Source organism: Streptomyces coelicoflavus (assembly GCF_003112555.1).
Classification (GTDB): Bacteria; Actinomycetota; Actinomycetes; order Streptomycetales; family Streptomycetaceae; genus Streptomyces; species Streptomyces coelicoflavus.
This window is the reverse complement of record NZ_BEWB01000010.1, coordinates 77,412-100,736: the sequence shown is the minus strand read 5'-3', so window position 1 is coordinate 100,736 and position 23,325 is coordinate 77,412. Positions and strand designations below refer to the sequence as shown.

The following is a 23,325-nucleotide window of genomic DNA, read 5'->3' as shown; positions in this document are numbered from 1 at the left end:
TGTACCGGCCGGTCACCGGTGGGAGGTGAACTCCACGACCTGCTGGTAGGTCGGCCGGTTCTGCCAGCTGATGCCGCCGTGCTTGATGCCTCCGAGGGTGCGGTGGATCACCGAGTCGGCGCACCACTGGTCCCCGGCCGAGCAGCTGTCGTCGCCGGGATAGACCTGGGCGGCCGTGCGGCCCGCCGCCTCCTTCAGGGTGGAGACCAGGGTGTCCCGGCAGGCGGCGAGGTCGCCGTCGCCGCAGTAGGTGTGTGCCAGCGGGCCCTTGACGGACTCACCGAGCACGGACCGGATGTCCTTGTCGACATAGCTCCACCAGCCGTACTGGAAGGCGCTGCCGGCGTGGGCGCCGGTCGGGCCGTGGGCGGCGGACGGTGACTCGTCGACGGGCAGGTTGCGGGTGAAGGCGGTGTACAGGTCGGTGCCGAGGCCGGGTTCGAACTCGGCCTTCACCAGCAGCGGCCACCAGGCGTCCAGGGTGCGGATCGCGTCGGCGTGCGCGTACTTCCTGGATCCCGCCGAGGTCTCCGTGCGCAGGCCGCCGCCGTCCGACAGCCACGCCTTCAGCCCGTCCACGGCCGACTTGGCCGCCGGGTCGGTCACCGGCGCGGACTCGACCACCTTCAGCAGGTCGGGCAGGACGTCCTCGGCGCGCAGGTCGGCGAGGGCCGCCTCGGCCATGGCCTTGACCAGCGCGGTGCGGGTGACGCCGCCTTCGGCGACCAGTTTCCTCACCCGGTCGTCGAGGAGGTTGCCCCGGTGGACGGAGCCGTTGCCCCAGGAGGCGGCCGGGTAGTCCTTGGCCTGCTTGTTGTTCCAGGAGATGTAGTAGTCCTGGTCGACCGACTGCGGGTGGGCGGACGCGCCGGTGTACCGGGCGGTGTTGCCGGCCGGGTCCCAGCCCTGCCACTCGTACGCCGGCCGGGCCCAGACCGGGAACTCGGCGTCGACGCCGCCCGCCCGTACCGGGTTGTCGCCGCTGTTGTAGTACGCGGTGTGCTCGGAGTCGGCGTAGAACCAGTTGAAGGTGTAGTTGATGTGCTGGACGGCTTCCTGGAAGCGCTCCGGGCTGTTGAGGTAGTCCGGGTCGTTCAGCATCTGGAAGCCGATGATGGAGTCGGCCTCGTGGAGGTAGGAGGAGCGCAGGGTGGTGTAGGCGACCTTCTTGCCGTCGACCGTGGCGCGGGACTCGACGGGGCCGTACTTGGTGCGCCAGACGCGCATCGTGTAGGAGCCTGCGGCGGTGGAGTCGGCGACGGTCGGCTTCCAGGCGTTGTGCCGCTCTACCTTCTCCATGGGCGTGCAGGTGCCGCGGTAGAGGTAGTGGTAGTCGTCCTGGCACAGCTCGACCGCGTAGGTGTCGATGATGTCCTGGCCGGAGGTGGTCGCGCTCCAGGCGTAGTCCTGGCCTCGGCCGAGTTCGACGTACATGCTCAGGCCCGCGAAGGAGGCGCCGCGGGCGCTGATGCCGGGGCCCTGGATCTCCTGGAGCATGAGCAGTTGCGGGGCGAAGTAGCCGGTCTGCGGTCCGAAGACGGCGACCGGGTGGCCGCTCGCGGTGTGCTCGCCGCTGACGACGAGGGCGTTGGACATGCCGCGCCGCGCCGAGGACACGGCCGCGTCCGCCGCCTTCGCGGAGGCACCGGTCGCACTCGCCGCACCCGCGCTGCCCGTACGGTCGTACACCAGCGGTTCCGCCTCGACCGAGCCGGCGTCGGGCAGGGCGCGGCCCTGCGGGTCGTCCGGGGTGGGCAGGTACGGGAAGCTGCCGTCCTGCTGGGTGAGGACGGCCTCGGGGTCGTTGCGCTGGCGGAAGGACTCCCAGACCTCGGTGCCCTCGGCGACGCCGTACTTCTCCTGGGCGGCGAGGAGGGAGAGCGCGTTGGTGACCTCGCCGCCGCCTCCGGCGCCGAAGAGGGAGCCGATGACGGAGGCCAGGGCGATCAGGTCGGACCGCTTGAAGTGCTCGATGGTGCCGGCGTTGGTGATGGCGTCCTTGTGTCCGGTCAGGACGTACTCGCCGGGGAAGTAGCGGCCCTTGTCGGAGGCGTCGATGTAGGCGTTGACACCGGCGACGTAGGCGTCCACGTCGGCCAGGGCCAGCTCGCCGCGCTCCCCGGCCTTGGCGGCGGCGCTCTCGATCTGCGCCTCCAGGTCGGCCTCGGTGTAGGGGGCGCTGCGCCAGAACTGCTGTTCCAGGCCCTGGTTGGCGGGGGCGCCGCCGGCGAAGGGGGTCAACTGGCCGCGTCCGACGTGCCGGAAGAGGTCCATCAGCCAGAGCCGGTCCTGTGCGGCCGCGTAGCCCGCGCCGAACTCGGTGCCGTAGCGGGTGGTGCCGGTGATGTGCGGCACACCGGTCCTCTTGTCGCGGACGATGGTCACGTCGTCGCGTCCGGCGGGGCGGACGGTGGAGGCGGCCTGGCCGTCCGGGACGCCGAAGGAGGCGTCGTTGAAGAAGTCGTTGATCTTGTCGTTGGTGAGGCCCTTGTAGCCGGTGGCGAGGTTCGCGTAGGGGCCGAGCTGGTCCTCGGCGTGCGCGGGCTGGGTGCCGAACGCCTGGTTGAGGAGGATCTGGGCGAGGGTGGCGTTGCCGTTCTGGCCGGGCGGCAGGATGTCGGAACACTGGCCGCCGCAGTGGTCGTTGGGGGCCGCTTGGGCGGCCGTGACCTCGGTGGACGCGGTCTCGGCGGCCATCGCCGGGGAAAGCGGTGACAAAACTCCGGCAATGAGCGCGCATACGGATGCGGTCTTCAGGAACCCGTGGAAGCCGCGGGGAGTTCTCAGTCTGTCGAGGGCGTTGCGTGGGGTGCGCCGTGGCATGGCAGCTCCTCCCGACGGGGGTGTGGCGGGACGTTACCGCCGGTATCCCCGAGTGGGAAGATGAACATGCGTCACTTTTTGGAGCGGGTGGATCGGCTTATGGGGGGCATCGGAAATCGGATGGAGCCGAATCGGTTGTCGATACGTCTATTCGGCGACGTCCGTACGACGACGCCGAAATGAGCCGAGTACAGGTGCAGGTGTGACGGAGGTGCAGGGCGATGGCCGGTTTCCGAAGTCTGGCGAGACAGGTCCGCGATCCACGGTGCGACCTGGCGCTGCGGCGCTATTCGCTGCGCAAGTGCCTTGAGCGTTTTGCCCCTTATGGGCACAGGGCGACCTGGGACCATCTCTGCTCCCGGGCCGGGTTCGGTCCCGAGGACCGCTCCCCCGACCCAGCGCGGCTCGTGGCCGCACTGGAGGAGCTGGAGGAGGCGCGTTCGGTGTGGCTGGCCTACGAGGTCGAGTTCGCCGAGCGGCGCAGGAAGGAGAAGCACGACGGGCTGCGCAGGCCCGGCAGCACGGACGACTGGCACCGGCTGACCTGGGGCGGTTTCGGGGTGGCCTGGTGCGACGATCCCCGGATCCACCCCGACGGGCCGCTGGCGGAGGTGCTGCGCCGGCTGATCGCGGCGCTGGAGCGTGAACCGGGCTCGGTGTGCCCGGTGTGCCACGGCGAGCGCCTCGTGTGGAAGTACGACCTGGACCACGAGCCCTCGACGGGCCCCGTCTGCACGGACTGCGGCATCCTCGTGCCGCGGCCCGTCCTCACCCCGGGCGCGCGGGCGGACGCCCGGCGGGGCCGGTTGCTGATGTCGGCGTGACCGGCCGCGGGGGTGCGCCGGCGATGCCGCACCCCCGGTGGCCGGTACGGCACGGAGCCCGGCGGGCGTTGTCGGTGACGCCCGGCACCATGGGGGAATGGTGCAGTTGTGTGTGAACGGGGCGCGGGGCGGCGCCGACGGCGCCGCGGTGCCGCTGTCGCCGGAGGCGATCGCCGGCTCGGTGGCCGACGCGGTCGCCGCCGGCGCCACGGACGTCCACGTCCACCCGAAGACACCGTGCGGACGGGACACGTTGTCGCCGCGCGTCCTCGCCGCGACGCTGACGGCGATCCGGGCCCGGGTTCCGGCGCGCGTGCCGGTCGGCGTGACGACGGGCGCCTGGGCCGAGCCGGATCCGGCGGCGCGGGTGGCACGGATAGCGAGTTGGACGGTGCTGCCCGACCACGCGTCGGTCAACTGGCACGAACCGGGCGCCGAGGAGACGGCCGCCGCCCTGATCGAGCGCGGGGTGGGAGTGGAGGCGGGTGTGTGGTCCGGCACGGACGGGGCGGCCCGCTTCCTGGACTCACCGCTCGGGCCGAAGGTGCTGCGGGTCCTGGCGGAGGTCACGGACACCGACCCGGCGACCGCCCGGGACTCGGCGCGCGCCCTGCTCACCGCCCTCGGCGCCGCTCACGGCCGCCCCGTCCTGCTCCACGGCGAGGACGGCGGGGCGTGGCCGGTGCTGCGGCTGGCCGGCCGGCTGGGCCTGGCGCCCCGGACCGGCCTGGAGGACACCCTGTTCCTGCCGGACGGCGGCCGGGCCGCCTCGAACGCCGAACTGGTCGTCGCGGGGACGAGGGAGTGGGCCTCGGCGCGACGCGGCGACGGCTGACGGGCGGCCGGACCGGTTCACCTCGCGGTCACCGGGCCGGGTTCACCGCGCGGTCAGTCGCCGCAGCACGGCACCTCCGGCTCCTGTGCGCGGCTCGGCCGTCGGCCGCCCCCGGTGGCGGAGGCCCGTCGCTCCACGAGCAGGCGCGAGCCGGCGCTGCGTTCGCCGAAGGCGTCGTCGGGGTTGGACAGGACACAGGTCTCCAGGGACAGGCAGCCGCAGCCGATGCAGTCGGTGAGGTGGTCGCGCAGCCGGTTGAGCTGTTTGATCCGCTCGTCCAGTTCGGAGCGCCAGGACCGGGAGAGCCGGGCCCAGTCCTCCTCGGTGGGGGTGCGTCCCTCCGGCAGCTCCGCGAGCGCCTCGCGGATCGTGGCCAGCGGGATGCCGACCCGCTGCGCGGCGCGGACGAAGGCGACCCGGCGCAGCGCGTCACGGCTGTAGCGGCGCTGGTTGCCCGAGGTCCGGCGGCTGTGGATCAGGCCCTTGGACTCGTAGAAGTGCAGGGCGGAGACGGCGGCGCCGCTGCGTGCGGCGAGCTGGCCGACCGTGAGCTCTTGGATCTTCTCTGGAATCTGCGGCACCCCTCGAACCCTACCGACCTTGGTCACCCGTCCGGCGGGCTCGTTGACACGGGCCGCGGGGACCACCATGCTAAGCAGTCGCTTAGTCAAACTGTGTGACTTGGGAGGCCGGAACATGGCAGAGCCGAGGATCTTCGCGTCCGCCGACGACGTGAAGGCGGCGGTGGGCGAGCAGCTGGGGTACACCGACTGGGTGGAGGTCGACCAGAAGCGGATCGACCTGTTCGCGGAGGCGACCGGGGACCACCAGTGGATCCACGTGGACCCGGCGAAGGCGGCCGCCGGGCCGTTCGGCACCACGATCGCGCACGGCTATCTGACCCTGTCGCTGCTGCCCCTCTTCGGACCGCAGCTGATCCAGGTCGAGGGCGTGAAGATGGGCGTCAACTACGGCACCAACAAGGTCCGTTTCCCCTCCCCCGTCCCGGTCGGCTCGCGCCTGCGCGCCACGGCGACGATCACGGGGGTCGAGGACGTCAAGGGCGGCGTCCAGGTGAGCGTCGCCTTCACCGTGGAGCGCGAGGGCGGCGACAAGCCGGTGTGCGTCGCCGAGTCCGTCTCGCGCTACTACGTCTGACCGGGGCCTGTCCGGCGGACACTTCCTAGGCCGCGCCGGAGCGGTCCCGGGCTCCCACCATGCGCAGCACGAGGTCGGCGTAGAGCGCGCCGACCTCGTCGGGCGTCCGGGGGCCGTTCACGTTGAACCAGCGGGCCACGTCGATGCAGAGCGACAGCACGGCCAGCGTCGTGCCCTTGACGTCCGGCACGTCGAACTCGCCCGCCGCCACACCGTCGTCGATGATGCCGCGCACCGCGGCGTCGCACTGCCGGCGGAGCGTGAGGATCTCCTCGCGGGCCTCGGGCCCGAGCGCGTCCAGTTCGTACTGCACGACCCGCGCCGTCGTGCGGCGGCCGGCGTGCCAGCGGACGAAGGAGCTCACCGCGTCGGCGAGCCGTTCGGTGGCACCGCCCTCGCCCTGGGCCGCGGAGCGGAGGATGGCCACCGCCCGGGTGTGACCGATGCGGCTGATGCGGTGGAGCAGCTCTTCCTTGGTCTTGTAGTGGATGTAGAGCGCGGCCGGGCTCATGCCGGCCCGGCCGGCGATGTCGCGGGTCGTGGTCGCGTGGTACCCGCGTTCGGCGAACGCCTCCACGGCGGCGACCAGGAGCCGCCGGGCCGCGTCGGGCGTGACCTCTTCCCACGGCTCGATGTCGCCGCCCGTCGTCTCGGCCGCCGTACTCATCGCTTGTTCGCCCCTCTCGGTGACAGGAGCACCACCATACCGCCGAAGGTGAGCGACCGCTTAGGGGCGCTGGCCCGCGGGGGCGCCGCCCGGCTTCTGGAAGGGGTCGTGCTCGACGAGGATCTTGTCGAGCCGCGCCTGGTCCACCCGGCTCACTATCTGGCCGACCTCCTGGCGGTCACGGATGATCTTGGCCAGGGTGAAGGCCGACGTGACGAGGTACAGGACGGCGATGGCGAGGAAGGCCCGCACCCAGGCGTCGGCCTGGAGCTGGTAGATGCCGATGGCGGTGGCGGCCATGGCCACCGAGAACGAGGCGACGGCCTGACCGTAGAAGGCCGCCGTGTTCTGCTGCTTGACCGGTGTCTCACTCATGGGGACAAGGGTCGGCGGATGTGGCGCCGGCCACATCCGCCGAGATACTCAGGTCGGGTACTCAGAACGCCGAAACCCCGGTCAGCGCCCGCCCGATGACGAGCTTCTGGATCTGACTGGTGCCCTCGTAGAGGGTCATCACACGGGCGTCGCGCAGCAGCTTGCCGGCCGGGTACTCGTCGATGTAGCCGTAGCCGCCGAAGACCTGGAGGGCGTTGTTGGCGGCGCGGACGGCGGCCTCCGAGGCGAAGAGCTTGGCCTTGGAGGACTCGACGGTGAAGGGCTGCCCGCGGTCGATCAGGTCGGCGACCCGCCAGGTCAGCAGCCGGGCCGCGTCCACGTCGAGGGCGATGTCGCTGATCAGCTCCTGCACCAGCTGGTGGTGGGCGATGGTTTTGCCGAACTGCTCGCGCTCCCCCGCGTACTTCACGGCCGCGTCCAGCGCGGCCTGGGCTATGCCGACGCAGCCGGCCGCGACCGACATCCGCCCCTTGGCGAGGGCCGACATGGCGACCGAGAAGCCCTTGCCCTCGGGGGCCAGCATCGCCGAGGCGGGGACGCGGACGTCCTCCAGGACCAGTTCGGCGGTGGCCTGGCCGCGCAGCCCGAGCTTGCCGTGGATGGTGCGCCGGGTCAGGCCGGGCGTGTCGGTGGGCACGAGGAAGGCGGAGACGCCCTTGTGCCCGGGCGCGTCGGTGGAGCGGGCGAAGAGCAGGACGACGTCGGCCCAGGTGCCGTTGGTGATGAACATCTTGGTGCCGTTGACGACGTAGTCGTCGCCGTCGCGCACCGCGCGGGTGGAGAGGTTGCCCGCGTCCGACCCCGTGCCGGGCTCGGTGAGGCCGAAGCAGCCGACGTACTCGCCGGAGGTCAGGCCGGGCAGCCAGCGCCGCTTCTGCTCCTCGCTCCCCCAGGCGGCGACGGTCTTGGCGACCAGGCCGAGGGAGACGGAGACGATCCCGCGCACGGAGCTGTCGCCGCGCCCCAGCTCCTCCGTGACCAGGCAGTACGCGAGGTGGTCTCCGCCCGAGCCGCCGTACTCCTCGTCGATCGTGAGCCCGAGGAACCCGACCTCGCCGAGCTTCTTCACGATGCCCCGGTCCACCTCCTCGGCACGGTCCCACGCGACGACGTGCGGGGCGATCTCACGGGACACGAAGTCCCGCGCGAGCTGCCGTACGGCGGTCTGCTCCTCGCTGAGCTCCAGGTTCATGCCGAGTCACCCCACAGGAAAGAGATCTTGGAAACGGTACAAGCGGCGCAAGCAGTACAAGCAGCACAGGAAGTACATGGAAAGCCGTACATTTAAATTAGCACTGCTAGTTTATACGCGCAGCCCTACTATGTGCGCCATGGCCCGACCGCGCAAGCCCCTGCTGAGCACCGACCGGATCGTCGAGACGGCCCGCGCGCTGGTGGACGCGGAGGGCCTCGCGGCCGTCTCCACGCGCCGGCTGGCCGCGGAACTGGGGGTCAGCGGGCCCTCGCTCTACAACCACTTCCGCACCAAGGACGAGATCCTCGAGGCCGTCGCCGACTCGGTGAGCGCGCAGGTCGACCTGTCGATGTTCGAGGACGGGCGGGAGTGGCGGACCGCGCTGCACGACTGGGCCGTCTCCTACCGGACGGCGCTGCGCGACCATCCCAACATCGTCCCGGTGCTGGCCCACGGGCCCGGCCGCCGCCCGGCCGCGCTGCACCTCGCGGACGCCGTCTACGGCGCGATGGTCCGGGCGGGCTGGCCCCCGGCGCAGGCCACGTCCATCGGCGCGCTGATGCGGTACTTCATCATGGGCTCGGCGCTCGGCTCCTTCGCCGGCGGCTTCGTGACCGACGCCGGCGCCTACGACCCCGCCGACTACCCGCACCTCCAGCAGGCCCACCTGCTGGCCGAACAGCAGGAGAAGATCGACGAGCGGGCCTTCGAGACCGGTCTGACGGCACTGCTGGACGGGCTGGCGCAGCAGTACGCGCAGGTCTCGCAGGGCGTCTGAGAGGTTCCGGCCACACTTCGGTGCCCGCCGAACCGTGCGTGGCCCATTCTGGACGCATGACCGAGAAGGACGCCGGGGCCCCCGGCCTCGCCCGGCTGGCCGGGCTGATCGCCGACGAGACGCGGGCCGCCTGTCTGCTGGCCCTGCTGGACGGGCGGGCGTGGACCGCCGGTGAGCTGGCCCGGCACGCCGGGGTCGCCGCGTCGACGCTCAGCGAGCACCTGGGCAAACTCGTCGCGGGCGGACTGCTCGCCGAGGAACGGCAGGGGCGGCACCGGTACGTGCGGCTGGCCGACGACCGGGTCGCACAGCTCGTGGAGGACTTGGCGGCGCAGGTGGCGCCCGACGCCGCCGCCCGGCGTCCCCGCACCCTGCGGGCGTCGAGCGCCGGGTCCGCGATGGCCCGGGGACGCACCTGCTACGACCATCTCGCCGGGCGGCTCGGCATCGCGGTGACCGACGCGCTGACCGGGCGCGGACTGCTGCGCCAGGACACCGGGTTCGCGCTCACGGACGCGGGCCTCGGCTGGTTCGACGCCGCCGGAATCCCGCTGCGCCCCACCGGTCGCCGGCCGCTGGCCCGGGCGTGCCTGGACTGGACGGAACGCCGTCCGCACCTCGCGGGCGTGGCGGGCGCGGCGCTGTGCCGGCACGCCCTGGACGCCGGCTGGTGCGTGCGCATCGGGTCCGAGCGGGCGGTGAAGGTGACGTCCGCGGGTGAGCGGGCGCTGTCCCGACTGCTGGACATCGGTGCGGCGGCGCTGCGCTGAGCGCCCGGCCCGGCACCGGCTCCCCGTCCGAAATCCGCCGGTCGTCCCTTCCTTCTCCTCCTAGTCTCGGGAGCATGATGCGTACCACCCCGTCCCGCCGTCCGGAACTGTTCGCCGCCGGCGCGGCCACCGTCACCGTCGTGCTGTGGGCCTCCGCCTTCGTCTCCATCCGCAGCGCGGGCGAGGTGTACTCGCCGGGCGCGCTGGCGCTCGGCCGGCTGCTGTCGGGCGTGCTGGCGCTCGGGCTGATCTGCCTCCTGCGCCGGGAGGGGCTGCCGCCGCGTCCGGCCTGGCGCGGGATCGCGATATCGGGGCTGCTGTGGTTCGGCTTCTACATGGTCGTCCTGAACTGGGGCGAGCAGCAGGTGGACGCCGGTACGGCCGCCCTGGTGGTGAACGTCGGCCCGATCCTCATCGCGCTGCTGGGTGCCCGGCTGCTGGGCGACGCGCTGCCGCCGCGGCTGCTGGCGGGGATGGCGGTGTCGTTCGCCGGTGCGGTGACGGTGGGCCTGTCGATGTCCGGCGAGGGCGGCTCCTCGCTGTTCGGGGTGGTGCTGTGCCTGCTGGCCGCGGTGGCGTACGCGGGCGGGGTGGTCGCGCAGAAGCCCGCACTGGCGCACGCGAGCGCGCTTCAGGTGACGACGTTCGGCTGCCTGGTCGGGGCGGTGCTCTGCCTGCCGTTCACGGGTCAGCTGGTGCGGGAGGCGGCCGAGGCGCCGGCCTCCGCGACGCTCAACATGGTCTACCTGGGCGTGTTCCCGACCGCGCTGGCCTTCACGACGTGGGCGTACGCGCTGGCCCGTACGACCGCCGGCCGCATGGGCGCGACCACGTACGCCGTGCCCGCGCTGGTCGTGCTGATGTCCTGGCTGGCGCTGGGCGAGGTGCCGGGGCTGCTCACGCTGGCGGGCGGCGCCCTGTGTCTGGCGGGCGTGGCGGTGTCGCGGTCCCGGCGGCGCGCGGCGGCGGCCCCGGCAGCGACCCCGGAGAGGGCCGAGCCCACGGCGGAGCCCCGGCAGGAGGACGCGGGGCGGGTCTAGCCACCCGCCCCGCAGCACCCCAGCACCGCCAAGACGCCGCCGGGGCCTCCGGGGCGGCTCACGGCGACGCACGGCCGCGCACACCGGAACGGGTCCGCACCCGCGCACCAGCCACGCCTCGAAGGCACGGCCCGGGGCTAGAACACCACCAGTGCCCGCCCGCCCTTGCCCGCGAGCATGTTCTCGAAGGCGGCCGGGATGCCGTCCAGGGCGATGCGTTCCGTGACCAGGGCGCCGAGGTCGAGGCGGCCGGCACGGGCGTGTGCGGCGATGACCGGGAGGTCGCGGGCGGGGTCGGCGTTGCCGTAGACGCAGCCGGACAGGGTGCGGCCCCAGTGGAAGATCTCCAGGGCGTTGAAGGTGACCTGCTGGTCCTTGCCGCCGATGCCGACGACCGTGGTGCGGCCGCCCCGCCGGGTGGATTCCCAGGCGGTGCGGATGGTGGCCGCGCGGCCCACGCACTCCACGGCGACGTCGACGCCCTGCTTGCCGGTGAGGGCGCGGATCTCGCGGGCGGTGGTGTCGGAGGCGAGGAGGTAGTCGGTGGCGCCCGCGGCGCGGGCCAGTTCCTCCTTGTCGGGGGACACGTCGACGGCGACGATCTTCGACGCGCCCGCGATCCGGGCCGCCTGGAGGGTCGCGAGGCCCACTCCCCCGGCGCCGAAGACCGCGACCGTCTCGCCCTCGCGGACCTTCGCCGAGTGGTGGACGGCTCCGTAGCCGGTGAGGACGGCGCAGCCGAGGAGCGCCGCCTCGGTGAGGGGAATGCCCTCGGGGGCGGGCAGGAGGCAGGACGCGGACACCACCGTCTCCTCGGCGAACGCGGCGACGTTCAGGCCGGGGTGCAGGTCGGTGCCGTCGTCGGCGCGGCGGGCGTGCACGTTCGCCGCGCCGGCCAGGGCGTTCGCGCACAGCCAGACCTCGCCCAGCGAGCAGGCGTGGCAGGCGCCGCAGGACGGGGCCCAGTTGAGGACGACCGCGTCGCCGGGTGCGACGTGGGTGACGCCCTCGCCGACGGCGACGACGGTGCCGGCGCCCTCGTGGCCGAGGACGGCGGGCAACGGCACGCGCATGGTGCCGTTGGACAGGGACAGGTCGGAGTGGCAGACCCCGGCGGCGGCGAGCCTCACCCGGACCTGCCCCGGGCCGGGTTCGGGCAGCTCGATCCCGGTGACCTCCAGGGGGGCGCCTACGGCGGGGACGACGGCGGCACGGACTGCGGTACGGACGGCCATGACGTGGACGACTCCCGGGCTAGTACTGGAGGGACTTGGTCTGGAGGTACTCGGCGAGCCCGTGGGCGCCCAGTTCGCGGCCCACGCCTGACTGCTTGTAGCCGCCGAAGGGCGCCAGCGGGTTGAACCGGCCACCGTTGATGTCGACCTGCCCGGTGTCCATGCGGCGGGCGAAGGCGACCGCCTCGGCCTCGTCCCCGGCCCAGACGGCGCCGGCGAGGCCGTAGACCGTGCCGTTGGCGATGCGCAGGGCGTCGTCCTCGTCCTCGTAGCGGAGGATGGACAGGACCGGCCCGAAGATCTCCTCCTGGGCGATGGTCATCTCCTCGGTGACGTCGGCGAAGACCGTCGGGCTGACGAAGTACCCCTGCTCGCGCGGGGCTTCGGGGCCGCCCGCGACCAGGCGCGCGCCCTCGGCGACGCCCTTCTCGATGTAGCCGCGCACCCGCTCCTGCTGCTTGGCGTTGACGACGGGGCCGATCCGGTCGCCGTACTTCGCGGCGGCCTCGGCGGCGAGCGCCACGGCCTCGTCGTACTGGTCGCGGTGGACGAGCATGCGGGTCCAGGCGCTGCACGTCTGGCCGGAGTTGGACATGACGTTGGCGACGCCGACGTTCACGGCCCTGGCGAGGTCGGCGCTCGGGAGGATGACGTTGGCGGACTTGCCGCCGAGTTCGAGGGCGACCCGCTTGACGGCGGCGCCCGCGGTGGCGCCGATGCGGCGGCCGACGGCGGTGGAGCCGGTGAAGGAGACCAGGTCCACGCCGGGGTGTTCGGCGAGCGCCTGGCCCGCGACCGGGCCGAGGCCGGTGACCAGGTTGAAGACGCCGGCCGGGACGCCCGCCTCGTGCACCGCCTCGGCGAAGAGCTGGGCGGTGAGCGGGGTGTCCTCGGCGGGCTTGAGCACGATCGTGCAGCCGGCCGCGAGGGCCGGGGCGACCTTGGCGACGATCTGGTGGAGCGGATAGTTCCAGGGAGTGATGGCACCGACCACGCCGACCGGCTCGTGGTGGACGACGGACGTACCGGCCTTCTCCTCGAAGGCGTACGTCGCCGCCAGCTCGGCGTAGGACCCGGCGACCGCGACGGGGACGGCGGCGTGCACGGCCTGGGAGAGCTTCAGCGGGGCGCCCAGCTCCGCGGTGACCGTCTCCGCGACCTCGTCCTTTCGGGCCACGAGCACGTCCCGCAGGGCGGCCAGCCGTGCGGCGCGCTCGGCGGGCGGGGTGGCGGCCCAGCCGGGCAGCGCGGCGCGGGCGGCCCGTACGGCGGTGTCGACGTCCAGGGCGTTGCCCGCGGGGACGCGGCCGATCACCTGCTCGTCGGCCGGGTTCACGACGTCGATCGTGTCCCGGCCGTCGGCGGGGCGCCAGGCTCCGTCGATGTACATGCCGTCGTGTGCCTTCATCGCGTTCCTTCCGGGCGGGCCTCGTCGTCAGCCCCAAACTAGCGCCGATAGTTTTACGGCACCAGGGGCTCCCCCGATGGTGGCGCGGCTCACCCTCCCGGAGTGCGAAATCTGTGCCGGATCACTCCTCCAGCTCGGGCAGCCGCGCCGGGGCCGGGCAGATGCGGTCGCCGTGCTGGTCGAAGACGAACAGGTGGGCGAGGTCGACGAGCAGGGGCACCTGCATGCCGTGTCGGAGTTCGGTGTCGGGCGTGGTCCGGACGATCAGGTCGCCGGGGAGGCGGCCGTCGGGGCTGGCGACGACGGGCTCGGGCTCCGGCGGTTCGTCCATGACGACCACCGGGCCGGCGCGCAGCGCACCCGCCCGTTCCCTCAGCCGCTCCAGGACCGTGCCGTCGCGGCGGCGGCGCCTGTCGGGGCGGGTCGACAGGCGCGGGGCCTCCAGGTCGGGCACGACGGCCGGCCGCGAACCGGTGTTGAAGTGCACGAGCACTTCGTGCCCCTGGAACTCGACGTGCTCCACGAGCCCGGTGAGCAGCACCTCGCCGGGGCGGGCGGACGAGGGCTTGGCGATCCGTACGGCCTCCGAGCGCAGGCCCACGATCACCTCGCGGCCCTGCTGGACCCGGAGCAACTGGTGGTCCAGGGACAGCGGTTCGGGCAGGCGCAGGAACTGCTTGCCGAGACTGATGGTCATCGCCCCGTCCAGCGGGGCGCGTACGAGACCGCGCAGCAGGTTGATGCGCGGGGTGCCGATGAAGGCGGCGACGAAGACGTTGCGGGGCAGGGCGTAGACGGCGCGCGGGGTGTCCACCTGCTGCAGGATCCCGCCGCGCAGCACGGCGACGCGGTCGCCGAGGGACATGGCCTCGGACTGGTCGTGGGTGACGTAGATCGTGGTGACGCCCAGCTCCCGGGTCAGCCGGGTGATCTCGGCGCGCAGGTGGTTGCGGAGTTTGGCGTCGAGGTTGGACAGCGGCTCGTCCATCAGGAAGGCGCTGGGGTGGCGGGAGATGGCCCGCCCCATGGCGACCCGCTGGCGTTCGCCGCCGGAGAGCTGGGCGGGAAAGCGGTCGAGCAGGTCCTCGATGCCGAGCATCCGGGCGGTGGCGTCCACGCGGGGGGTGTGGTCGGTCTGCGGGTCCTCGACGCGCAGCGGGAAGCCGATGTTCCCGCGGGTGGTCATGTTGGGGTACAGGGCGAAGTTCTGGAAGACCATGGCCATGCGCCGCTCGGCCGGGAGCAGGTCGTTGGCGTAGGCGCCGTCCAGCATCAGCTCCCCGTCGGTGATCTCCTCCAGCCCGGCGATCATGCGCAGCACGGTCGACTTGCCGCAGCCGGAGGGACCCAGCAGGACGAGGAACTCGCCCGGCGCGATGTCCAGCGACAGCCGGTCCACCACGCGGACGCCTCGCGCGTAGGTCTTGCTCACGTCGTGCAGGGTGATGGCGCGTGTCATGGAGGTGCCCCCGGGGCTCACTGAGCGCTGGTGCTCCGCGGTCGGTCGCCCTCGTGCGGGTCGTACGGGGCGTGTGAGTCACGGAAGTTAACGGACCGTGCCCGGCCGGGGGAAGACACCGGACGACATCTCGGCGCGACCGTCCATCTGGTGAGAAAGCGGACGGCCGAATTCAGGGGGCGGGGCGTCTCACTACGCGATCATGCCGGGGCTGGGCACCGTGTCGGCCGCCCGATCGGCAGTCGTGGCAGCCACCGGATCAGCCGCCGGACCAGCCGCCGGACCAGCGGCCGTTCCAGCCACCGGGTCAGCCGTCCGACGAGCCGTCCGAGTCGCCGCCGCCTCCGCGGCGGCCGCCGGAGCGGCGGGAGGAGCGGACCAGCTCGCCCGCCGCCAGGGTCGCCGTCGCCACCGCGCGCGTCCAGGGCGGGCCGCCGCGGGCCGCCCACACGACGCAGGCGCAGCCGCCGACGACGAGGAGCAGGACGGCGGACAGAACGATGAGGATCATGCTCATCCCTTCGGTTCACGGCACGGCCGGCGTCCGCCGGCCCGGTCCGGGACATCCTGCCCGACCGCCGGACGCCGCCGGTCGGGCAGGTCCGCCGAGGGGGCCCGCAGGGCGATGCCCGAAGAGAGCAGCAGAAGGCCACCCAGCATCACGAACGGCGCGGCCACGCCCGCGACGCCCGCGATCAGGCCCGCGGCCGCGGGTGCGGCGACCTGGCCGAGCCGGTTGCCGGTCAGGCGCAGCGCGAGGGCCGTGGAGCGCGCCTCGTCGGGGGCCGCCTGCACGACCGTCGTCATGGACAGGGGCTGCCCGACGCCCAGGCAGAAGCCGAGGACGACCAGCATCGCGGCGAGCGCCCACACCGGCACCGGCAGCGCGACGCCGGCGCACAGCAGGGCGGCCAGCAGACAGGTGACGGTGAGCAGCACCGTGCGGCCGAGCAGCCGCAGCAGGGGCGTCAGCACCAGCCGGCAGGCGATCGTGGCGGCGGCCCGCAGGCTGAGCAGTACGCCGATCACGGCCGGGGAGATCCCCCGGTGTTCGCCGACCACCGGCAGGTAGGCGGTGAGGATGTCGGTCGCGGACAGCACCGAGAGACTGATCAGGATGCCCGCGGGCACACCCCGGGCCCGCAGGATGCCGCCCACCGGGACACGCGCGCCCTGCCGCGTACGGGACTTGGCGGCCCCCGGGTGCTCTATGCGCCACAGGGACGTGAAGGCGACCGCCGCGCCCGCGCCCGCCACCACCAGGGCGAGCGCGCTGCTGTCGGCCATGTCGGGGCCGCCGATCAGCGCGCCCGCGGCGATGGGACCGATCAGCTGGCCGAGCGAGGCGCCGATGGTGAAGTGGCCGAAGTTGCGGTCCTGTTCGTGCGGCGCGGACTGGCGGGCGACCAGGGACTGGGCGCCGATCACGAAGCAGAGGTGCCCGAGGCCCATCACACCGCTCCACAGGGCCATCGCCCACAGGGACCCGGCGACGCCGCTCAGCGCGCAGCCCCCGGCGATGAGCACCACCCCGACGGGCAGCAGCGGCGCACAGCGGCCGTGGTCGGTGCGGCGGCCCAGCGGAACGGCGGCGAACAGCGGCAGCAGCGCGTACACACCGGCGATGACACCGACGGCCCGTTCGTCGGCGCCGAGTGCGAGGGCCCGGTAGGAGACGGCGGGCCGGGCCATCGACACCGCGGCCTGTGCGAAGCCGAAGGCGATGACGAGGCGGAGCAGCCAGCCGCGGTTCCCACCGGGCACCATGATCGTGTTCCCTTCCGATGATCCGACGATCTCCGCCGGGGGTTCTCCGTCGGTCGTTCTCCGTCGGTCGTTCTCCGTCGGTCGTTCTCCGTCGGTCGTTCTCCGTCGGTCGTTCTCCGTCGGTCGTTCTCCGTCGGTTGTTCTCCGTCGGTCAGATGATGCCGAACACGATGCCCGCCGCGAGGATCACCAGGCTCGTCAGGACGGCCCACTTCACCACGAACCGCGTGTGGTCGCCGAACTCGACCTTGGCCATGCCGACCAGGACGTACACGGCCGGAACGAGCGGGCTGGACATGTGCAGGGGCTGGCCGACGATCGAGGCGCGGGCGATCTCCAGCGTCGACACGCCGTGCGCCTGGCCGGCCTCGGCGAGCACCGGCAGGACGCCGAAGTAGAAGCCGTCGTTCGACATGAAGTAGGTCAGCGGCAGGCTCAGCAGTCCGGTGACCAGGCCCATCTGCGGACCCATGCCGTCGGGAATGGTGTCCACGAGCCAGTTGGCCATGTGGTCGACCATGCCGGTGCCGGTGAGGACGCCGGTGAAGACGGCGGCGGCGAAGACCATGCCGGAGACGTTGAGGACGTTGTCGGCGTGGGCCGCGATGCGGGCCTTCTGGTCGGGGATGTGCGGGAAGTTGACGGTGAGGGCGAGCGCGGCGCCGATCAGGAAGAGCACCGGGATCGGCAGCAGCTCCATGATCATGGCGGTGAGCAGCGCGACCGTGAGCAGCGCGTTGAACCAGTACAGCTTGGGCCGCAGGGTGGGCCGGTTCGGGTCGAGACCCTTGAAGTCGTCGTCGGACTCACCGCCGGACTCGGCGTCCCGGTCGCCCGCCGCGCCGGAGCCCCCCGCGGCACCGCGAGCCGCACCGGCACCAGCACCGGCACGCGCACCGGACCCCCCGGAGGCCACACCCGCACCCGCACCGACCAGCACCGTCTCGCTCTCCGGCTCGGGCTCCCGCACCGGCGCCCCGTCCAGCGACAGCGTGCCCACCCGCCTGCGCTCGCGCAGACCGAGCACGTACGCCAGGACGACGACCGCGACGAGGCCGACGGCCAGGGCCGGGATCATGGGGACGAAGATGTCGGTGGCGTCGACCTTCAGCGCCGTGGCGGCGCGGGCGGTGGGGCCGCCCCAGGGCAGCGTGTTCATCACACCGTTGGCCATCGCGGCGACACCGGTCATCACGACCAGGCTCATCTTCAGCCGCTTGTACAGCGGGTACATCGCCGACACCGTGATCATGAAGGTGGTGGACCCGTCGCCGTCCAGCGAGACGATCGCGGCGAGCAGCGCCGTGCCGACGACGATGCGCATCGGGTCGGCCTTGCAGAACTTCAGGATGGCCCGGACGATCGGGTCGAAGAGCCCGACGTCGATCATCACCCCGAAGTAGACGATCGCGAACATGAGCATCGCCGCGGTGGGGGCGAGGCTGGACACGCCGTCGATGACGTAGTCGCCGAGATGGGCGCCCTTGCCGACGATCACGCAGAACAATGCGGGGATCAGCACGAGCGCCGCGATCGGCGACATCTTCTTCATCATGATCAGGACCAGGAAGGTCGCGATCATGGCGAAGCCGAGGATGGTCAGCATGAGTGAGTACCTAACGTTCGCCCTTGAACATCCCACCGGGGCAGGCGGTCGCGAGCGACGTTAGGTGGCGCCATGGAGCGTTAACAAGACGTTGACATGCGAGCAATAAGCGCAAAACTCCAGGTCACAGCTTTGCGTCGGTCAGCGGTGTGAGCGTTACGGGTACGCCGTTGAGGACGGCGTTGCCCGAGAGCGGGTCGAGCATGCTGCCGTCGAGGAGCTGGTTGACGTTGACGCCGGGAGCACCGGCGGCGTGGGTCTGGCGGGTGCCGGGCCGGTCGTGGCCCCAGCCGTGCGGGAGGCTGACCACGCCGGGGCGGACGGTGTCGGTGACCTCGGCGGGGGCGGTCACCGCTCCCCCGGGCCCCTTCACGCGCACGGGCTGCGCGTCGCGCACGCCCAGCCGTGCGGCGTCCTCGGGGTGCAGGTGCAGGGTGCAGCGGTTGGAACCGCTGGTGAGGACCGGGATGTTGTGCATCCAGCTGTTGTTGGAGCGCAGGTGGCGGCGGCCGACGAGGACGAGCCCGGCGGGCCGGCCGGCTTCGGCGAGGGCCTGCCGCAGGCGCGGCAGGTCGGCGGCGATCGGTCCCGGGAGCAGCTCCACCTTGCCGCTGCGGGTCTTCAGCGGCTGCGGCAGGCGCGGGCGCAGCGGGCCGAGGTCGATGCCGTGCGGGTGGGCGAGGAGCCGCTCCAGGGTCAGCCCGTCCGGCCGGGCGCCGAAGCCGTCGCCGTAGGGGCCGAGGCGCAGCATCAGGTCGAGGCGGCGTTCGGGGCCGTTCTCTCCGGTGAGCAGGGCGGTGAGTTCGCCGGGGTCGCGGCCGTGCACGGGCGAGTGCGGCTCGCGCACGGCCTTGGCGAGGGTCTGCTCGATCACCATGGAGTCGACGGCGGCGGGATCGGTGCCGTGCGCGCCGGTGACGGCCAGGGTGAGCCGGGCGAGGATCTCCGTCTCGGCCATCCGGCCGGGCTCCAGCGGGACCGCGGGACGGGTGTAGCGGACCTGGTTGCGCACGGCGAGGGTGTTGAAGGCGAAGTCGTGGTGCGGGCTCTGGGCCGGCGGGGGCGGCGGCAGGACGACGTCGGCGTGGCGGGAGGTCTCGTTGAGGTACGGGTCGACGCTGACCATGAAGTCGAGGGAGCCCAGTGCCTTGTCGAGCCGGTCGCCGTCGGGCGCGGACAGGACCGGGTTGGCGGCGACGGTGAGCAGCGCGCGGACGGGTTCGCCCGCGTCGGTCGCGGTGTCGATCTCCTCGGCGAGGGCGGACAGCGGCAGTTCGCCCTTCGCCTCGGGGTGTCCGCTCGCCCGGGAGTGCCAGCGGCCCAGCGCGAACCCGCGGCCGGGTCCGGCGGGGCGCGGGGTCCGGTCGGTGGCGGCCTGCGGGAAGAGGGCGCCGCCGGGCCGGTCGAGGTTGCCGGTGAGGATGTTGAGGACGTCCACGAGCCAGCTGGCGAGGGTGCCGTGCGGGACGGTGCAGCTGCCGATGCGGCCGTAGACGGCGGCGGTGGGTGCGGCGGCGAGTTCGCGGGCGAGGGCGCGCGTCACGTCGGCGTCCACGTCGCAGGCGGCGGCGACGGACTCGGGGGTGAAGTCGCGTACGGCGTCCCGGACGTCGTCGGTCCCTTCGACGTGCGGGGCGAGGGCGCCGAGGTCGGCCAGGTCCTCCTCGTACAGCACGTGGACCATCGCCGCGAGCAGCAGCGCGTCGGTGCCGGGGCGGATCGCCACGTGCCGGCCGGCGAGCTTCGCGGTGCGGGTGCGGCGCGGGTCGACGACGGTGAGGGTGCCGCCGCGGGCCCGGAGGGCCTTGAGACGGCCGGGGAAGTCGGGTGCGGTGCACAGACTGCCGTTGGACTCCAGCGGGTTGGCGCCGATGAGCAGCAGGTGGTCGGTGCGGTCGAGGTCGGGCACCGGGATGGCGTTGGCGTCGCCGAAGAGCAGGCCGCTGGAGACGTGCTTGGGCATCTGGTCGAGCGTGGACGCGGTGAAGAGGCTGCGGGTGCCGAGGGCGCCGAGCAGGACGTTCGGGTAGAGGGCGCCGGCCATGGTGTGGACGTTGGGGTTGCCGAGGACGACGCCGACGGCGTGCGGCCCGTACCGCTCGACGACCGGCCGGACACCGGCGGCGACCGCGTCGAACGCCTCCTCCCAGCCGGCCTCGCGCAGCACGCCGTCCCTGCGCACCAGGGGCGTGCGCAGCCGGTCGGGGTCGGAGTCGACGGCCCCGAAGGCGGCGCCCTTGGGGCAGATGAAGCCGCGGCTGAAGACGTCGTCGCGGTCCCCGCGGGCGGCCGTGACCGTGCTGCCGTCGACGGTGAGGGTCAGGCCGCAGGTGGCCTCGCAGAGGGGGCAGATGCGCAGGGCGGTGCGGGACACGGGTCCTCCCGGGACGCGGCGGTGGCACTCGTCGCGAGCGAGCATACCGACCGGTACGCATGTTGGGGAGGGGTCGGCCGGACGCCTGGACGTCGCCGGGCGCCCCGTTCCGTCAGTCGAGTACGCGTCCCAGATACGCCCGCAGCAGCTCCCGGGCCTCCTCGATGATCTTCTCGTCCCCGTCCGGTGCGACCCGGAAGGCGAGCTGCACGAGGGTGTCGGCGGTCTCCACGGCGACGAGGAAGACGCGGCGCATGTCTTCGTCGGGGCGGCGGCCCAGGTAGCCGGAGAGCAGCTCGGTGAGCCGCTCGGCGACGCGGTGGTTGGGGACGGCGTGGCGGTCGCCGACCGGGATCTGGTTGCCGAAGTCGATCAGGGAGAAGCCGGGCGCGGTCCGCTTCATCGCGAGGTACTCGTCGAGCACGGCGTCCAGCGCGGCACGCCAGCCGCCGCCGTCCGGACCCGAGTCCGTCTCCGTCAGCCGTTCGGTCACGCGTTCCACGTAGCGTTCCAGGTTGCGCTGGGCCAGGGCGTCGGCCATCTGCCGCTTGTTGCCGAAGAAGCGGTAGACCGACCCGATGGGGACGTCCGCGCGCAGCGCCACGGCCCGGGTGCTCAGGGCGTCGTACCCGACCTCGTCGAGGAGGTCGGCGCAGGCGTCGAGGATCCGGGTCAGCCGTTCGGCGCTGCGGCGCTGCACGGGGGCACGGCGGAGCGGGGTCGCGTGGGACACGGTCCTCATGATGCCCTGCGGGGCCGGTCGGGTGAACCGCCGCCTCCGGTACGGCGGGGTACGCCTCGCGGATCCCGTCCCCCGGAGCGCCGGGGGCGGACGGCCGCCGCCGTCACCGCTCCGCCGCCGGTTCGGTGACCGTCCGGCCCTCGATCTCCTCCGGCTCGGTCGCCCCGGTCGGCTCGGCGTCCGACGCCGTGATGTCCGCCGTGCTCTCGACGGGCTCGCCGTCGACGGCCCAGACGGTGCCGTCGTCGGCGTACAGGCGGACCGTGAGCTGGTGGGTGCCGCGCGACACCAGGTCGGCTGCGAGGCGGTAGCGGGGGCCGCGCAGGCGGGTGAGGTGGTCGCCGTCGAGGAAGAGGTGGGCCACGCCGCGGCCGGCCACCGCCTTCTCCTCCGTGCCGTCCGGCGAGAACCTGAAGTCGCGGACGGTCAGGCGGACGTCCCAGGTGTCGTCGGCCTCGGGCTGCACCTCGATCCCGACCTCGGGCGCGTGCTCGGCGTCCACCTCGCGATAGCGCCGGCCCTGCTCGTCGGTGGCGTCGAGCAGCCTGCCCACCGGCGCGACCGAATCTCCGGCCCCCGGCTCATCCACGTCACCGGAGCCGCAGCCCGCCGATCCCGTCAACAGCAGGACACAGACCGCGAGCACGGCGAGCACTCCCCGCGTCCACGACATGACGTGAGACTAGAACACGGGTCCGACAGTCCGGATCCCCCGGGGGTGTGGTTCCGGTCATCCCTGCGACGGACGGCCAAGAAGGAGGGAAGCGGGGAAGTCCTCTCATGCCGCCCCGCGCGAGTGCCCTCTTGCACGAGCGCCCTCTTGCGCTGGGGAAACCGCAATCCTACGGTGTGCCATAGGAATCGGGTTGCGAGGATTCGGGTTGCGAGGGAGCGAGCGATGAGCGGGGACGCGCGGAAGACCGCCGAGGGGCTGGCCTATCTGTCCGGTTTCGGCAACGAGCACAGCTCGGAGGCGGTGGCGGGCGCACTGCCCGAGGGCCGGAACTCGCCGCAGCGGGCACCGCTGGGCCTGTACGCGGAACAGCTGAGCGGCACGGCGTTCACCGAGCCGAGGGCACACAACCGGCGTTCGTGGCTGTACCGGATCCGTCCCTCGGCCGCACACCCGGCGTTCACCCGCGCGGGCAACGGCACGATCCGCACGGCGCCCTTCAACCAGGCCGTGCCGGACCCGAACCGCCTGCGGTGGAACCCGCTGCCGGTGCCCGGGCCCGCCACGGACTTCGTCGAGGGACTGTGGACGCTCGGCGGCAACGGCGACGCGACCCAGCGCATCGGCATGGCCGTGCACCTCTACCACGCGACCGCCTCCATGGAGCGCGTCTTCAGCGACGCGGACGGCGAGCTGCTGATCGTCCCGGAGCGCGGCGGCCTGCTGCTGCGCACCGAGTTCGGGCTGCTGCACGCCGAGCCGGGGGACGTGGCGCTGATCCCGCGCGGGGTCCGCTTCCGCGTCCAGCTGCTGGACGAAGACGCCCGCGGCTACGTCTGCGAGAACTACGGCGCGCCGTTCCAGCTCCCCGACCTCGGCCCGATCGGCGCCAACGGCCTGGCCAACGCCCGGGACTTCCGGGCGCCGGTCGCCGCCTACGAGGACGACGAGAGCACGGCGGGCCCGGTGGAGGTGGTCAACAAGTTCTGCGGCAACCTCTGGACCGCCGAGTACGACCACTCCCCGCTGGACGTGGTCGCCTGGCACGGCAACCACGTGCCCTACGTCTACGACCTGCGCCGTTTCAACGTCATCGGCACCATCTCGTACGACCACCCGGACCCCTCGATCTTCACCGTGCTCACCTCGCCGTCGGACACCCCGGGCCTGGCGGGCGTGGACTTCGTGGTGTTCGCGCCGCGCTGGCTGGTGGGCGAGGACACCTTCCGGCCGCCGTACTTCCACCGGAACGTGATGAGCGAGTACATGGGCCTGATCGAGGGCGCCTACGACGCGAAGGCGGAGGGCTTCGTGCCGGGCGGCGGTTCGCTGCACAACATGATGTCGGCGCACGGCCCGGACCGTGAGACCTTCGACCGGGCGAGCGCCGCCGAGCTGAAGCCGCAGCGGATCGACGACGGGCTGGCGTTCATGTTCGAGACGCGGTGGCCGGTGACCCTCACCCCCCAGGCGGCCCGCGCCGAGCACCTCCAGCCCCGCTACGACGACGTCTGGCAGGGCCTGGAGCGGCACTTCCGCCCCTTGCACTGAGGTTTCCCCTACCGGTACGGATGG

At 72.8% G+C, this 23,325-nt stretch carries 21 protein-coding genes; 7 read left to right on the top strand and 14 right to left on the bottom strand.

Annotated features, from left to right (window positions below; genetic code table 11):
- Window positions 1-12: 12 nt before the first annotated feature.
- Window positions 13-2,823 carry a penicillin acylase family protein gene (locus Sco07f_RS24265; protein ID WP_167468205.1) on the bottom strand — a complete coding sequence of 937 codons (2,811 nt, stop codon included), beginning with the start codon at window positions 2,821-2,823 and terminating at the stop codon, window positions 13-15.
- A 221-nt stretch (window positions 2,824-3,044) separates the two neighbouring features.
- Between Sco07f_RS24265 and Sco07f_RS24255 the strand changes: the two genes are divergently transcribed.
- Both Sco07f_RS24255 and Sco07f_RS24250 read left to right on the top strand, forming a co-directional pair.
- Complete coding sequence (locus tag Sco07f_RS24255) at window positions 3,045-3,647, top strand: hypothetical protein (protein WP_007388301.1); 603 nt, start codon at window positions 3,045-3,047, stop codon at window positions 3,645-3,647.
- Between the two features lie 97 nt (window positions 3,648-3,744).
- Window positions 3,745-4,482: a 3-keto-5-aminohexanoate cleavage protein gene (locus Sco07f_RS24250; RefSeq protein WP_167468204.1), complete on the top strand. Its 738-nt coding sequence runs from the start codon at window positions 3,745-3,747 to the stop codon at window positions 4,480-4,482.
- Window positions 4,483-4,535: 53 nt separating this feature from the next.
- On the opposite strand, the gene soxR is transcribed toward Sco07f_RS24250, so the two are convergent.
- Window positions 4,536-5,063 (bottom strand): redox-sensitive transcriptional activator SoxR, encoded by a 528-nt coding sequence (gene soxR, locus Sco07f_RS24245; RefSeq protein ID WP_042822123.1) that lies wholly within the window; start codon window positions 5,061-5,063, stop codon window positions 4,536-4,538.
- 115 nt (window positions 5,064-5,178) lie between these two features.
- Here soxR and Sco07f_RS24240 point away from each other — a divergent pair, with 115 nt between their 5' ends.
- Window positions 5,179-5,640 carry a MaoC family dehydratase gene (locus Sco07f_RS24240; RefSeq protein ID WP_087791791.1) on the top strand — a complete coding sequence of 154 codons (462 nt, stop codon included), beginning with the start codon at window positions 5,179-5,181 and terminating at the stop codon, window positions 5,638-5,640.
- 25 nt (window positions 5,641-5,665) lie between these two features.
- Here Sco07f_RS24240 and Sco07f_RS24235 read toward each other — a convergent pair whose 3' ends face one another.
- From Sco07f_RS24235 to Sco07f_RS24225, 3 genes are all read right to left on the bottom strand, one after another.
- Window positions 5,666-6,307, bottom strand: a complete 642-nt coding sequence (locus Sco07f_RS24235) for a TetR/AcrR family transcriptional regulator (protein WP_007388282.1) — start codon at window positions 6,305-6,307, stop codon at window positions 5,666-5,668.
- A 60-nt stretch (window positions 6,308-6,367) separates the two neighbouring features.
- Window positions 6,368-6,682 carry a YiaA/YiaB family inner membrane protein gene (locus Sco07f_RS24230; protein WP_007388283.1) on the bottom strand — a complete coding sequence of 105 codons (315 nt, stop codon included), beginning with the start codon at window positions 6,680-6,682 and terminating at the stop codon, window positions 6,368-6,370.
- A gap of 61 nt (window positions 6,683-6,743) precedes the next feature.
- Window positions 6,744-7,895 carry an acyl-CoA dehydrogenase family protein gene (locus Sco07f_RS24225; protein ID WP_054103218.1) on the bottom strand — a complete coding sequence of 384 codons (1,152 nt, stop codon included), beginning with the start codon at window positions 7,893-7,895 and terminating at the stop codon, window positions 6,744-6,746.
- Between the two features lie 139 nt (window positions 7,896-8,034).
- Between Sco07f_RS24225 and Sco07f_RS24220 the strand changes: the two genes are divergently transcribed.
- From Sco07f_RS24220 to Sco07f_RS24210, 3 genes are all read left to right on the top strand, one after another.
- Entirely contained in the window at window positions 8,035-8,676 is a 642-nt protein-coding gene (locus Sco07f_RS24220) for a TetR/AcrR family transcriptional regulator (protein WP_108989195.1), read from the top strand.
- A gap of 56 nt (window positions 8,677-8,732) precedes the next feature.
- Window positions 8,733-9,446, top strand: a complete 714-nt coding sequence (locus Sco07f_RS24215; protein WP_108989194.1) for an ArsR/SmtB family transcription factor — start codon at window positions 8,733-8,735, stop codon at window positions 9,444-9,446.
- 77 nt (window positions 9,447-9,523) lie between these two features.
- Complete coding sequence (locus Sco07f_RS24210; protein WP_007388306.1) at window positions 9,524-10,486, top strand: DMT family transporter; 963 nt, start codon at window positions 9,524-9,526, stop codon at window positions 10,484-10,486.
- A gap of 137 nt (window positions 10,487-10,623) precedes the next feature.
- On the opposite strand, the gene Sco07f_RS24205 is transcribed toward Sco07f_RS24210, so the two are convergent.
- From Sco07f_RS24205 to Sco07f_RS24165, 9 genes are all read right to left on the bottom strand, one after another.
- On the bottom strand, window positions 10,624-11,721 hold the full coding sequence (locus tag Sco07f_RS24205) for a Zn-dependent alcohol dehydrogenase (RefSeq protein WP_108989193.1): 1,098 nt from the start codon (window positions 11,719-11,721) through the stop codon (window positions 10,624-10,626).
- Window positions 11,722-11,740: 19 nt separating this feature from the next.
- Entirely contained in the window at window positions 11,741-13,129 is a 1,389-nt protein-coding gene (locus tag Sco07f_RS24200; protein WP_108989192.1) for an aldehyde dehydrogenase family protein, read from the bottom strand.
- A gap of 121 nt (window positions 13,130-13,250) precedes the next feature.
- Window positions 13,251-14,588 (bottom strand): ABC transporter ATP-binding protein, encoded by a 1,338-nt coding sequence (locus Sco07f_RS24195; RefSeq protein ID WP_054103224.1) that lies wholly within the window; start codon window positions 14,586-14,588, stop codon window positions 13,251-13,253.
- 307 nt (window positions 14,589-14,895) lie between these two features.
- Window positions 14,896-15,099: a hypothetical protein gene (locus Sco07f_RS24190; RefSeq protein WP_087791779.1), complete on the bottom strand. Its 204-nt coding sequence runs from the start codon at window positions 15,097-15,099 to the stop codon at window positions 14,896-14,898.
- A 2-nt stretch (window positions 15,100-15,101) separates the two neighbouring features.
- A complete protein-coding gene (locus Sco07f_RS24185; RefSeq protein ID WP_108989191.1) occupies window positions 15,102-16,355 on the bottom strand; it encodes an MFS transporter in 1,254 nt (417 codons plus the stop codon).
- A 151-nt stretch (window positions 16,356-16,506) separates the two neighbouring features.
- On the bottom strand, window positions 16,507-17,961 hold the full coding sequence (locus Sco07f_RS24180) for a CitMHS family transporter (RefSeq protein WP_108989190.1): 1,455 nt from the start codon (window positions 17,959-17,961) through the stop codon (window positions 16,507-16,509).
- A gap of 124 nt (window positions 17,962-18,085) precedes the next feature.
- On the bottom strand, window positions 18,086-20,335 hold the full coding sequence (locus Sco07f_RS24175) for a molybdopterin-dependent oxidoreductase (protein WP_108989189.1): 2,250 nt from the start codon (window positions 20,333-20,335) through the stop codon (window positions 18,086-18,088).
- A 112-nt stretch (window positions 20,336-20,447) separates the two neighbouring features.
- Window positions 20,448-21,077 carry a TetR/AcrR family transcriptional regulator gene (locus tag Sco07f_RS24170; RefSeq protein ID WP_007447788.1) on the bottom strand — a complete coding sequence of 210 codons (630 nt, stop codon included), beginning with the start codon at window positions 21,075-21,077 and terminating at the stop codon, window positions 20,448-20,450.
- A 103-nt stretch (window positions 21,078-21,180) separates the two neighbouring features.
- Entirely contained in the window at window positions 21,181-21,750 is a 570-nt protein-coding gene (locus Sco07f_RS24165) for a hypothetical protein (protein ID WP_108989188.1), read from the bottom strand.
- A 225-nt stretch (window positions 21,751-21,975) separates the two neighbouring features.
- Here Sco07f_RS24165 and hmgA point away from each other — a divergent pair, with 225 nt between their 5' ends.
- Complete coding sequence (gene hmgA / locus Sco07f_RS24160) at window positions 21,976-23,301, top strand: homogentisate 1,2-dioxygenase (RefSeq protein WP_007447792.1); 1,326 nt, start codon at window positions 21,976-21,978, stop codon at window positions 23,299-23,301.
- Window positions 23,302-23,325 lie beyond the last annotated feature (24 nt).